This window comes from Flavobacterium sp. NRK1, from assembly GCF_024054175.1.
Taxonomy (GTDB): Bacteria; Bacteroidota; Bacteroidia; order Flavobacteriales; family Flavobacteriaceae; genus Flavobacterium.
Window position 1 is genome coordinate 1503991 of the sequence record NZ_JAMXLA010000001.1, and the last position, 14417, is coordinate 1518407.

Sequence of the window (14417 nt, forward strand, 5' to 3'; positions counted from 1 at the left end):
TTTTTGGTTAAGGTGTAATAAGGGTATAGGTTTCATTGCCATTTATCATGGCAGGGTTTCCTATTCCTATTTGCGACACCCCCTGATTGAGGGCGTTAAAGCAGTTTTCAAGTTTGGGCAGCATGCCTGCGTGTATAGCACCTTTTTTCCTTAGTGTTTGGTATGTATCAAAAGTAAGGGTTTTTATAACGGAATCCCCGTTGTTAACATCAAGCAATACACCTTTTTTCTCGAAGCAGTACAATAGTTTAACCTCATAAAATTTACTGCATGTTACAGCAAGTGTACTGGCAATAGTATCGGCATTTGTGTTAAGCAGCTGTCCTGCTCCGTTATGTGTTATAGCACAAAATACAGGAACAACATGCTGCATTAATAATGCATTAAGCAATTCATCATTTACCGCAATAATATCGCCTACAAAGCCAAAATCAATTGCTGCATTTTTTCTTTTTTCAGAGCGTATAAGGTTACCGTCTGCACCGGTAAAACCCATAGCATTGCTGCTAAGCGATTGCAGTTTACCAGTTATGTTTTTGTTTATCCAGCCTGCGTATGTCATTACCGCTACTTCCAGCATTGGAGCATCGGTAATTCTTCTTCCCTCATGAAAAACTGCTGTTATGCCTAAGCTTTCTGCTGTTCTTGTAGCTAGTTTTCCTCCGCCGTGTACCAGTATTTTGGCACCTTCTATTTTAGAAAAATCGCTTAAAAAACGTTCCAGAACATCTGCATCGTCTATAACATTACCGCCTATTTTTACAACGGTTAACTGTGTTTTTTTATTCATTATCAAGCAGTTTTGTAAGTATGGCCTGTGCAGCAAACGTACGGTTATTAGCCTGCGGTATTACTATAGATGCCTCACTGTCCAGCACTGCATCGCTCACAATCATATTTCTTCTAACGGGCAGGCAATGCATAAATTTGGCATTATTGGTAAGTGCCATTTTTTTGGGTGTTACAGTCCATGACGGGTCTTTGCTAACTATTTTACCATAATCGTCATAAGAGCTCCAGTTTTTGGCATATATAAAATCGGCATTTGCAAAGGCCTCATCCTGATTGTGGGTAATAGTTACACCGGCTGTAAAATGGTGGTTCAGCGAATAGCCTTCAGGATGAGTAATTACAAAATCTACATCTGCCTTTTTCATAATTTTTACAAATGAATTAGGAACTGCATGTGGTAGTGCCTTAGGGTGCGGAGCCCAGGTTAATACTACTTTAGGTCTTTTAGTGGTTTTGTATTCTTCTATAGTCAGGGCATCGGCTACAGCCTGTAGTGGGTGCTCGGTAGAACCTTCAAGACTTATAACCGGTACCGAAGCATACTTTAAGAATGCATTAATCACATATTCTTCTTCATCTTTTTCCTTATCCGTAAGGGCAGGGAAGCTTCTCACAGCTATAATATCGCAGTACTGCGAAACCACCTGTGCTGCTTCCTTAATATGCTCGGCACTGTTGCCATCCATAACTACGCCTTCCTCAAATTCCAGTACCCAGCCTTCGGTATTCAGGTTCATTACAATAGCATTCATACCTAGGTTAAGTGCTGCTTTTTGGGTGCTGAGTCTTGTTCTCAGGCTGGGATTAAAAAACAATAAACCCAATGTTTTGTTTCCCCCTTTTTGTTGATTAGCAAAGGGAGCCGCTTTTATTTTTTTTGCTAATGAGATTAAACGTTCAAGGTCCTGAATATCATCAACAGAAGTGAATTTTTTCATTTAAGTAAGTTATTAAGGTTCAGCATTTGCTTCAACAGTAATAGTTGCCAAAGCGTTCTTTAGTCCTGCAAAAAATGTATCAACATCTTCTTTTGTTATTGATAGGGGAGGCAATATGCGCAACAGATTTTTTTGTGAGGCGTTGCCGGTAAAAATATGCTCATCATAAATAAGTTTTTTTCGTAGTTCGCCTACTTCAAAATCAAATTCAAGACCAAGCATAAGTCCGCGCCCTTTTATGTTTTTTACCTGTGCAATTTGTGTTGCCTGTTCCTTAAAGTAATTACTTACTGCATTTACATTAGCCAGTAAATTTTCTTTTTCTATAATTTCCAGAACCGATAATGCTGCTGCACTCGCCAGGTGGTTACCACCAAACGTTGTACCCAGTAATCCGTATGAAGCCTTAAATTCAGGAGAAATTAGTATCCCTCCGATAGGAAACCCATTACCCATGCCTTTTGCCAGACTTATAATATCAGGCTTTATGTCATGATGTTGATGCGCAAAAAACTTACCTGAACGGGCATAGCCACTTTGTATTTCGTCCAGTATAAGTACTACACCATTGTTATTACAGGTTTTTTCTATATGTTTTAAAAAGACTGTAGTAGCTTCGTCCAGTCCGCCAACACCCTGTATGCCTTCTATTATTACAGTGCACGCATCGCCTTTAGCTATTGCGGTGTCAAAAGCATCAAAATCATTTAAACGCAGAAAAACCACCTCATGACCTGCGTTTAATGGTGCCACTATTGATGGATTATCTGTAGCGGCAACAGCAGCCGATGTTCTGCCATGAAAACTCTTTTTAAAAGCAATTACTTTCTTTTTACCGGTGTGAAAAGAAGCCAGCTTAAGTGCATTTTCATTTGCTTCGGCTCCAGAATTACAAAGGAAAAGGCTGTAATCACTATAGCCTGAAAGCTGAGTAAGTTTTGTAGCAAGAGCTTCTTGAATTGGGTTATATACAGAGTTAGAATAAAACCCTATTTTGCTTACCTGTTCACTAATTGCTTTTACATAGTCAGGGTGTGAATGCCCTGCCGAAATAACGCCATGACCACCATAAAAGTCAAGATATTCCTGTCCTTCATCGTCCCATACTTTTGCGCCCAGTGCTTTTACCGGTGCTATATTATATATTGGATATACGTCAAATAAACTCATTGTATAACTTTTTAGTTGTGGCTTAAAAACCGGAAGACTTTAATTTTAATCCTGATGTTTCTTCTAAGCCAAATAATAAATTCATATTTTCAACAGCCTGTCCCGATGCTCCTTTTACAAGATTGTCTATTACCGAAGTTATAAGCAAGTAATTGCCTTTTTGTTCCAGGCTTATAAAACACTTGTTTGTTTGTACTGCCAGTTTCAGGCTTATGGCATTAGTTGTAACATTTACAAAAGGCTCATTTTTATAATAATCTTTATAAAGTGTTATTATCTCCTCAAAGTTGGCGGGCAACTTAGTGTACAGTGTTGCAAATATGCCTCGGGTAAAATCGCCGCGGTTGGGTATAAAAAGCAATTCGCTTTCAAAACTGCTTTGTAACTGTTTAAGGCTTTGACCTATTTCTCCCAGATGCTGATGCTCAAATGCTTTATAATGTGACATATTGCTCATTCTCCACGGATGGTGCGACGTTGCCGAAGGCATTACTCCTGCGCCTGTGCTACCTGTGGTAGCATTAATATGAACATCATTATTAAGCAAATCTTTTTGAGCCAATGGCAGTAATGCAAGCTGTATGGCTGTTGCAAAACAGCCTGGGTTTGCAATATATCGTGCTGTTTTTATAGTTTCCCTGTTCAGTTCTGGTAATCCGTAAATAAATTGTTTGTTCTGAAAAACAGCATCTTTTGTAAGCCTAAAATCATTACCAAGATCTATTATGCGGGTATTTTCAGAAAAAGAGTTTGCCTCCAGAAAAGCTTTTGACTGACCGTGACCAAGGCATAAAAAAACAACGTCGACATCCTGATTAGCGTTTCCTGTAAAGTTAATGTTAACTTCTCCAAGTAAATCCTGATGTACTGATGCTACTTCTTTACCTGCATTTGTGGTACTATACACAAAATCAATTTCAGCTTGCGGATGGTTAGCCAGTATTCTGAGTAATTCTCCTGCAGTATATCCCGATCCTCCTATTATTCCGGCTTTAATCATAAGTTTCTCCGTTTACCTGAGCATAAATATTCTGAGCATTGCCCACTATTTTAATAAACCCTTTAGCATCGTCTGCTGTCCAGGCATTATTTACCTCTCCATATTGTCCAAATTTGGTATTCATTAAATCGTGAGCCGATTCAATACCGTCCAATGAAAAATGGTAAGGTTTCAGGGTTACCGTTACAGTACCCGTTACTGTTTTTTGTGTATCTGTTAAAAACGATTCTATGTTACGCATTACAGGGTCAAGGTATTGCCCTTCATGAAACAACATGCCGTACCAGTTGCCTAGTTGTTCTTTCCAGTATTGCTGCCATTTACCCAGTACATGTTTTTCCAGCAAATGGTGTGCTTTTATAATAATAATTGGTGCGGCAGCCTCAAAGCCTACACGTCCTTTAATACCTATAATAGTATCGCCTACATGAATGTCCCTGCCTATTGCAAAAGCAGCAGCAAGTTCTTCCAGCTTTTGAATATTTGCAGATGGCTTATCAAAAACACCGTTAAGTCCTGTTAATTCACCTTTTTCAAAATGAAGGGTAACTTTTTCCTGCTTTGTTTTTTGCAGTTGAGAAGGATAAGCTTGTTCGGGTAAAGGCTGACCGGAAGTAAGAGTTTCTTTGCCTCCTACACTTGTACCCCAAATACCTTTATTAATAGAGTATTGCGCTTTCTCCCAAGAGTACTCAACACCATTTTTCTGCAGATATTCAACTTCTTCCTGGCGGCTAAGCTTCAAATCGCGTATTGGCGTGATTATTTTAATTTCTGGCGCTATTGTCTGGAAAACAAGATCAAAACGTATCTGATCGTTACCTGCCCCGGTACTTCCGTGCGCTATGGCATCTGCGCCAAGCTTCTTGGCATGCTTAACGGTCTCTAATGCCTGAAATACCCTTTCGGCACTTACAGATAATGGGTAAGTATTGTTTTTAAGTACATTGCCAAACACAAGATATTTAATAGCTTTTTGATAGTAAGCATCTACAATATCAAGATTTGTATGTTTTGCAGAGCCTAACTCATAAGCTCTTTTTTCTATTCCGCTAAGTTCATTGGCTGTAAAACCGCCTGTGTTTATAAGTAAGGTATGTACTTCATACCCCATGTCATTTTTTAAATATTTAAGGCAGTAAGAAGTATCAAGTCCACCACTGTATGCTAAAACTACTTTTTTCATGTTGTTTTTTCTTTTTTAAGGAATAATGCCTGTTTAATGCTTTTTAAGCGGGCAAGCACCTTTTTATTAAACGTATATTCTTCGTCATTTTGCTTTTTGTTAGCAGGATCGTATAACATACCTGTACAAAGGCACATTTTATACTCCTTACGTTCCAAAATGTCAAAATTGGTGCATCCTCTGCAGCCGTTCCAAAAGGTAGGATCATCTGTAAGTTCGCTAAAAGGTACTGGCCTGTAACCCAAATCGCTGTTTATTTTCATAACAGCAAGGCCAGTGGTTATTCCAAATATTTTGGATCCCGGAAATTTTTGCTGTGAATATTCAAATACGCGTTCCTTTATTTTCTTGGCAAGGCCAAGATTACGATAGTCAGGGTGCACAATAAGGCCGGAGTTGGCCACAAATTTTCCATGAGACCAGCTCTCTATATAGCAGAAACCAGCAAACTTGCCATTAACAAGCGCAATTACTGCATCACGGTTTTCCATCTTTTTAATGATGTACTCAGGGCTTCTTTTGGCAATGCCGGTACCCCTGATAATAGCCGATGCTTCCATGGTGTCGCATATAAGCTGCGCAAATTTGTAATGCCCTTCGTGAGCTATCACAATAGATACATCCATTGCAAAAAAATATAATTGATTATAAAATAGGAATTTAAATGAGAATTGAGCCGGACGGACCGGTTCGGTAAATATATACAGACCCTATGGCCGGAAAGACCGCGGTCTGAAAAGGAAATTAAGAAATGTAATTGCTATGTGTCCTGCAAATGCAGGTGCCCAAATATGAGAGGGTTGTGTTTTCAATTCAGGAAAATAAATAAAAGTGAATATTAGTCCAAAAACTTTGCGGTACTATAAAGACCGCACTATCCGGCTGTAAGGCAGAGTTTTTGTCCGCGACATATAAGTTATATGTAATTCATTTTTATTCATCGGCGCAAATGTAAAACAATTTTTAAAGGGTTGGCCGTTAAAATTTACTATACCTCTAATTTTTATTAAATTATGCTTTAATGGGCTTTAAATTTTTCATTTATAAAATAATATGAGTAAAATTTATAAAATGACATTAATGCGAAGCAATTTTTAATCTGTGGTAGGTAATTCACTAAAATTATTGCTGATAGAACTTTATTTCTATAGGAAATTATTTAATATATTTCTAATTACATGTTTGTAGAAATAGTTATTAACATTTTTCTTACACTATTTCTTTAACAAATGATGCGTGTAAATTTTTAAATATTAAAAAACTTTAATATATAATTATTCGGAAATTCCTTATATTTATATTGAGAATGTAATTGATTTCTGCCCCCGAATGATGTCTTCTTATCTGTATCGTTCTTTGAATTTTAATCTATAACTGTTTGATTTTTAACATGTTTTATTTATGACTTTTTTAAACTTTATCGTGTTCAGAATTTAAGTCTATACATGTTAAAATTAACAATTTTGGTGTTTTTTCTTTAATAAACCAAGTATAAATACGGGGTGGTTTTATTTACATATTGAATATTTTAACGCTTTTTTAGCTTTTTTGATGAAATCCAATGTTGTGATTATATCGTATAATAGGTAAAAAAATACATTTTTTTACAACATTTTGTTATTAATGGAACATCATGAAAAATAGTTATTGTTAATTAAAATCTAAAAGTTTGTGAAAATTTCAATTAAAAAATAAATATCGATCGGAATTTTATCGTGTTTTTAATTCCTTTTATCGAATTTAATTTTTGATAAGAATTTGTTTACATAGGTTTAGTCTCGAAAGTTGATATTCGTACAAGCTTTAAAACCGTAAATGAATAAAAGAAGAAAAATACTTTATTTAATATTTAGCTTTTTTATTTGGCTATTAATTGATGCGTGCGCATACGCGCAGGTAACTCTTTCTACGCCGTCATTAGGTTTTACTCAGGCATGTGCATCGCCATCTTTTAATTCTTATAATTTTTCTTTCTCTGTAGCTCCTGTTGCAAACCTTGGCGCAGGCAATCAGTTTATAGTAGAGATGTCTAATGCCACAGGCAGCTTTGCTTCACCTACTGTAGTTGCTACCCTGCCTACAACAACCACTATAGTAGTTAACGGCAGCTTTAGTATTCCTCTTACTTCATATGGAGAAGGATACAGAATAAGGGTAAGAAGTACAGTTCCTGCTAAAACAAGTCCTTCAAGTGTAGCTTTTCCTGCTTACTACGCAATTCACAACCAGCCTTATTCTATAAATAATAATGTTGGCACTGTTAATATATGTTCAGGAACCACTTATAATCTGTCCATAGATAATACGGGTACACCAGCTTCTCCGCTATATTATCCTTCATTAACTTATAAATGGTATAAAGATTATGTGTTAATTCCGGGTGAGACGGGATCATCTATAACTGTTTCTCAATCGGGCAGTTATTATGTTGTTACAAATTTTGGAAGCTGTGTATTTAATTCATATTCCAATATTGTTACTGTAGCGATACAAAGCATATTAACACCACAAATAAGCACTAGTGATGGCTTAACACAAATATGCCCCGGCAATACGAAGACACTTACCAGTGATGTACAGGATAGTAACTTTACCTATACCTGGTACCGGGATAATGTTGTGATACCTGGAGCCGTTCTCCCAACATATAATGCCTCTCAGGCAGGAATTTACCACCTCGTAATAACAGGTGGTGGCTGCATTTTTGAGACTAACGATATTGAACTGGAATTAATTGATTTTAATCTTGATATAGATCCGGCAGTAACAACCGCTATTATCCCAGGTCAGTCAATTACGCTTACAGCTATTACAGACGCTGCCAGCCCTACATACCAATGGTATAAAAATAATATTGCAATTTCCGGGGCAACCCAGTCAACATACAATGCTACAACACAGGGAACATATAAAGTAGCTGTAAATCAAGCAACACCTTGTAATACAACAAAAGAAGCATCAGTTGAGATTGTTTATCCTGACAGTTTCAATTTAGCAATACAGACTAATGCGGCTTACCAGTCATGTATCAGCACAACGGCTACACTGAATATTTCTCAGTTTGATGCCGTTACGGGTGGTATTGCTACTAACCTTATAGGCAATAGTTACGGCTATACGTATCAATGGTATAAAGATGGAACGGCTGTTGCCGGGGCTACTGCTAACCTGTTAAATATTACTACTGCTGCCGATAATGGCAGTTATACACTTGAAGTTACCCTGCCGGATTATGGTATTGTAACTTCTAATGCTGTTGCAGTAAATCTGTCAACAGGTAATGTGGTAATTTCGGGCCCTGTTACTATTTGTGAGGGTGCAATAGCTGCATTAACTTCGAGTGTAACTAATGCGGCTTATACTTACCAATGGTATAAAGATGGTGCTTTGCTGCCTGCAATAACAACACCTACACTTGCAGCCGACTCGGAAGGAGATTATTATCTTAAAGTAACCTATGGCGGATGTACTTCGCAGTCTAATACTATTCATATAGATATTGAAAGTATAAGCATTAGCAGCACAAATCCATCTACAGATATTATTTTACCAGGACAGAGTAAGGCTCTAACAGTTACTACAGATGCTTTAGGCCCTCAGTATGTATGGTACAGGAATAATGTAGCGTTAGCCGAAACAACAGCAACACTTAATGCTACGCTTGATGGTACTTATAAAGTTATTGTAACCCAGACTTTAGGCTGTAACGCAACAGCCGAAAGCACTTTTGTATTAAATTATCCAACAGGCTTTACTATTGCTATTGCTGCCAATGCAGGTTATACAGCATGTACAAGCACAACCGCAACAATTAGTGTTTCCAGTTTTGAGGCGCAGACACCTTCGGGTAATGTTAACGTTGCCGGATTAGGATATACCTATCAATGGTACAGGAATAATGTGCCTGTTGCTGGAGCCACATCAGCATCATTGGTGCTTAACAACTCATCGCAGAATGGCGATTACAGGCTTGAAGCTACCGTGCCTTATTTTCCTACAGTAATATCTAATACAATAACAGTTAATCTGGCTATGGAGCTTGTAACTGTATCTGCAGGCGGTATATTGTGTACAGGTGGAACAACTACACTTTCTGCGAGCCCTAATAACGCTGCATATACCTACCAGTGGTATAAAAACAGTTCCGCTCTTACAGGAGAAACAGCAGCTATATTAACAGCAGATTCGGCAGGTAATTATTATGTTGCAGTAACAAGCGGAGCTTGCAGTACCCAGTCTAATACATTAAACTTACAGGAAACAGTTATAACGGTTGGCGTAAGCACTCTTCCTACAGATGTTATATTGCCGGGACAAACAAAAACAATTACAGTTACTTCAGATGCCGTTGCACCAACTTATGAATGGTACAGGAATAATATACTTCTTGCCGAAACTTCCGATACACTTACGGCAACACAAGACGGTACATATAAAGTTATAGTAAATCAAACATCGGGTTGTACAACAAGTGCAGAGACTACTTTTGTACTAAATTATCCAACGGGCTTTAATTTAGCTATAGCAGCAGATGCTGCATATGTGTCTTGCAGCAGTACTATAGCTTCTTTAGATGTTACAGCATTTACTGCAACTATACCTTCCGGCACTATAGATGTATCGGCTTTAGGATACCAATATCAATGGTATAAAAATAATGTGGCTGTGGCGGGAGCAACATCACAAACGCTGATAATAAGCAGTGCATCTCAAAACGGAGTTTATAAGCTTGAAGCTACGGTTCCTGATTATGGAGTTGTAACATCAAATAATGTTACGGTAAATGTGGCTGTAGAATCTATAGTTATAACCAATGCTGTAGCTTTGTGTGAAGGCTCTACAGTAATAATAAATGCTAATGTAAGCGATGCGGGTTATACTTACCAGTGGTATAAAAACAGTACTGCAATTACAGGAGAAACTACTTCTGCGCTTACGGCAAGCACGCCTGGCAATTATTATTTAATAGTATCTGGCGGAACATGTACTGCCCAGTCTAACACGGTAAATCTTCAGGTTTCAGAAATAGCAGTAAACACTACTAATCCGGCTACAGATATTATATTTCCGGGACAGACAAAAACGCTTAGCGTTACTACAGATGCTGTTGCTCCAACCTATGCGTGGTATAGAAACAATGTGTTGATTGCCACAGCAACCGGACCGACTTATACTGCCACACAGGATGGTGAATATAAGGTAGTTGTTACACAAACATCAGGGTGTACAGCTACAGAAGAAAAAATATTTATGTTGGAATATCCAACAGGATTTACAATTACCGTTGCTGCAAATGCAGGTTATACCGCATGTACAAGCAGTAGCGCTACACTTACTGTAACAAGTTTTACAGCAACTACTCCTAGCGGAAGTATAGATGCATCTGCATTAGGATATGCTTATCAGTGGTATAAAGGCAGTACACCTGTTTCAGGCGCTACATCATCATCTTTAATACTTAATAATCCTTCGCAGAATGGCAATTACAAAGTAGTTGTAACAATACCTGATTTTGCACCGTTAAATTCAAATACTGTTGCTGTAAGCCTTGCGCTACCTGTAGGCTCTGTTGTAGTTACCAAAAGTGGTCCTTTATGTATGGCGTCAACAGTAGTTCTGTCTTCAAGTATAACAGATGCAGGTTATAGCTATCAATGGTATAAAAACGGATTGCAATTGGCGGGAGCCACAGCTTCATCATTAACTACGGGTAATCCGGGCGATTATTATCTGGTAGTTACTGCCGGAGCATGTACCTCGCAGTCTAATACTTTGGCACTGCAAACAGCCTCAATTGTAATAAACAGTACCAACCCTGCTACAGATATTATTTTACCGGGACAAACTAAAAACATAACAGTTACTACAGATGCTACAGCGCCAACCTATGCCTGGTACAGAAACAATGTACTGCTGCCGGATACGGGAGCTTCAATTACTGCAACTCAGGATGGTGATTATAAAGTTATAGTAACAGAAACTGCAGGCTGTACAATAACAGCTCAAAAAATATTTACATTACAATATCCAACAGGCTTTACAATTACAATTGCTGCAAATGCCGGTTATACTCCATGTGCAACAACACCTGTCACCTTGAGCGTAACGGCTTTTTCAGCAATTATTCCAACAGGCACGGTAGATGTTTCTTCTTTAGGGTATCAGTACCAATGGTATAATGGCAGTGTGCCGGTTGCAGGAGCTACTTCTTCAACATTAACACTTACCGATGCTTCTCAAAACGGGAATTATAAAGTTGTAGCTACTGTACCTGATTTTGCACCAATTAATTCTAATAATGTAAGTGTAAATATTGCCATGCCGGCGGGTTCTGTAACAATAAGTCAGAGTGGTACTTTATGTTCAGGCTCGACTGTAGCGCTTACTTCAGCTATAACAGGGACGACTTATACCTATCAGTGGTACAAAAATGGTTCGGCACTCGCAGGAGCTACTTCATCATCATTTATGACGGGAACAGAAGGTAATTATTATTTAGTTGTTACCGCAGGAACCTGTACTTCACAATCTAACACACTAAATGTTACCGAAGCGCAAATTGTAATAAACAGTACAAATCCGGTTACAGATGTTATACTTCCGGGAGATAGTAAACTACTTACTGTTACCACAGATGCAGTAGCACCTATATATGCATGGTACAGAAATAATGTGCTGCTAAGCGAAACGTCTGCATCGCTTATAGTTACAGAAGACGGAGAGTATAAAGTTGTAGTTACACAAACATCAGGCTGTAATGCTACACAGGAAAAAATATTTACACTACAGTACCCAACAGGATTTACAATAACAATTGCTCCGGATGCTGCTTATGCAGATTGTACAAGTGTTACGGCAACATTACAGGTAAGCAGCTTTACAGCCCAGACCCCTTTGGGAGATATTAATGTTGCTGTATCGGGCTATTTGTATCAGTGGTATAAAGATAATTCTCCATTAGTAGGGGAAACTTCCCAGACATTATCTTTAAGCGGAGCTGCTCAAAACGGTGAATATAAGCTACAGGTTATAATACCTCAGTTTAGCCCTGTATTCTCTAATGCTGTTGTTGTTAAAATGGCAATGGATCCTGTTGTTATAACTAACAGTGGTGTATTGTGTGATGGATCTACAGTAGATATAGTTTCAGGTGTAGCTAATCCGTCTTACACGTATCAATGGTATAAAGACGGTTTACCTGTATCAGGCGCTACATCGTCTGTGTACACTGCTTCACAGGAAGGCGATTACTATTTAATTGTTGCTTATGATGGTTGTACAATTCAGTCTAATACACTTAACTTACAAACAACTGGTATTGCAATAAACAGTACAAATCCTGATACAGATATTATTTTACCCGGACAAACTAAAACAATAACTGTTACCACAGATGCATCTGGGCCACAATATACATGGTATAAAGATGGTGTGCTGCTTACTGAAACATCTGCCACGCTTACAGCTACACAAAACGGAACTTATAAAGTTGTAGTACTGCAAACCGTAGGCTGTAATGCTACACAAGAGAAAATATTTACACTTAATTACCCTACCGGATTCCAGATTACCGTTGCAACAGATGCATCTTACATTGCCTGCACCAGTAATGCAGTAACGCTAAATGTATCTAATTTTATAGCGCTAGCCCCCAATGGCGCTATTGATGTAATGGCAGCAGGCTACCAGTACCAATGGTATAAAAATAATGCGCCTTTAACAGGAGAAACAAACGCTGCATTAACACTTAACGATCCGTCTCAAAACGGAACATATAAAGTTGAGGCTGCAATACCGGATTTTGCACCTGTATTTTCTAATGATATTGCAGTAAACCTTGGGCTAGGAACCGTAACCCTTACCTCTTCAGGTTCATTATGTGATACAGGATCGCAGGTAGTATTCATAAGTAATATCACCAATACTGATTATACTTATACATGGTATAAAGATGGTGTAGTGCAAACTACAGGAAATACTCCTGATTTTACCACAACACTGCCCGGAGATTATTATGTAGAAGTAACCAATGGCATTTGTACTACTGCATCAAATACCCTGAATATTCAGCAGAGCGATTTTGACCTTACAGCTACAGGTCCGCTTACAGGAATAATAATTCCGGGAGAAACTAAAATTCTGTCGGTTACTACTACTGCACAGCAGCCAGCTTATGTATGGTACAGAAACGGAATACTAATAGAAGGAGAAGAAACAGCTTCACTTACAGCCACACTTGCGGGAGAATATAAAGTAATGGTAACGCAGACACAGGATTGTATAATAACAAAAGAACTGTTGTTTGATCTTACTAATCCGTCAGGTTTTGCACTTACAATTGCTGCACAGAATTATGAAAGCTGTGTAAGTACAGAAGCTAATCTTTACATTTCTGAATTCAAGGCAATTACCGATCAGGGAATTATAAGCCTTATAGGCAATGATTTTGATTATGCCTACCAGTGGTATAAAGATGGAGGTGTAATACCGGGAGCAACAGATGTTGCTTACTTAGCAACAGAAACAGGGATTTATTCTCTTGAAGTGAATATTCCGGGATTTGGAATTGTAAATTCAAATGGAATTGCTGTAGAAGTTGCTTTTACAGACCATGTTACTATTACTATGGACGGTGTATTTTGTACGGATGGATCTGAAGTGACCCTTTACAGTGATATTACAAATGAGGAATATTTATATGCATGGTATCATGATGGGGCAACCCTTATAGTAGGGGCAGATTCTAATGTTACAGTAAGTGAGATGGGAAGCTATTATCTTGAAGTAAGCTATAATGGTTGTACGGTAACATCTAATACACTGGTACTTGAGCCATATGATATAGACCAATTTGTAATAAGTGTTGATGAAAATGTTGATTTACCTGAAGGAACCACAAAAATAGTTACAGCAAGTGGTGCAGATTCATACACCTGGTATTTTAATGGTGAAGAAATAGCTACAGGAGACTCAATAGAGATTTCGGAGCCGGGAACTTATATGGTTAAGGCACAAATAGGCGAGTGTGAGGTTACAAGGCAGTTTGTAGTTGCCATTAAAGAAAATAACCTTGTAGCAATACCTAATGTAATAACACCTAACGGAGATGGTATTAATGATACATGGGCACTGCCGCTAAAATATATTAGTGAAGATATAGAAATAATGATTTATTCACCGGATGGCACCTTGATATTAAGGCAGTCGCCTTATAACAATAGCTGGCCGGAGAGTGATTTTTTATGGTTGCAAAAAGACCCTGTGTTTTATTACACAATAATGGAGGGTACGGAGATTATAAGAAGAGGTTCAATAACATTTGTAAAGTAAA

At 38.0% G+C, this 14417-nt stretch carries 7 protein-coding genes; 1 reads left to right on the forward strand and 6 read right to left on the reverse strand.

The genetic code is table 11. The annotated features are described in order from the left end of the window. Positions 1-7: 7 nt before the first annotated feature. The 6 genes from argB to NHE85_RS07125 are packed head-to-tail and all read right to left on the reverse strand — an operon-like array spanning position 8 to position 5712. Positions 8-790: an acetylglutamate kinase gene (gene argB, locus NHE85_RS07100; RefSeq protein ID WP_252811071.1), complete on the reverse strand. Its 783-nt coding sequence runs from the start codon at positions 788-790 to the stop codon at positions 8-10. Continuing rightward, the gene (locus tag NHE85_RS07105) at positions 783-1730 is read right to left on the reverse strand and encodes an N-acetylornithine carbamoyltransferase (protein ID WP_252811073.1); all 948 of its coding nucleotides are present in this window, start codon (positions 1728-1730) and stop codon (positions 783-785) included. Before NHE85_RS07105 ends, argB begins: the two co-directional genes overlap by 8 nt. A gap of 12 nt (positions 1731-1742) precedes the next feature. Then, positions 1743-2900 carry an aspartate aminotransferase family protein gene (locus tag NHE85_RS07110; RefSeq protein WP_252811075.1) on the reverse strand — a complete coding sequence of 386 codons (1158 nt, stop codon included), beginning with the start codon at positions 2898-2900 and terminating at the stop codon, positions 1743-1745. A 22-nt stretch (positions 2901-2922) separates the two neighbouring features. Next, entirely contained in the window at positions 2923-3900 is a 978-nt protein-coding gene (argC, locus tag NHE85_RS07115) for an N-acetyl-gamma-glutamyl-phosphate reductase (RefSeq protein WP_252811077.1), read from the reverse strand. Next, the gene (locus NHE85_RS07120; RefSeq protein ID WP_252811079.1) at positions 3893-5086 is read right to left on the reverse strand and encodes an argininosuccinate synthase domain-containing protein; all 1194 of its coding nucleotides are present in this window, start codon (positions 5084-5086) and stop codon (positions 3893-3895) included. The genes argC and NHE85_RS07120 overlap by 8 nt, the downstream gene beginning before the upstream one ends. Then, the gene (locus NHE85_RS07125) at positions 5083-5712 is read right to left on the reverse strand and encodes a GNAT family N-acetyltransferase (protein ID WP_252811081.1); all 630 of its coding nucleotides are present in this window, start codon (positions 5710-5712) and stop codon (positions 5083-5085) included. The genes NHE85_RS07120 and NHE85_RS07125 overlap by 4 nt, the downstream gene beginning before the upstream one ends. Before the next feature lie 1189 nt (positions 5713-6901). Here NHE85_RS07125 and NHE85_RS07130 point away from each other — a divergent pair. Beyond that, the gene (locus NHE85_RS07130; protein WP_252811082.1) at positions 6902-14416 is read left to right on the forward strand and encodes a gliding motility-associated C-terminal domain-containing protein; all 7515 of its coding nucleotides are present in this window, start codon (positions 6902-6904) and stop codon (positions 14414-14416) included. Position 14417 lies beyond the last annotated feature (1 nt).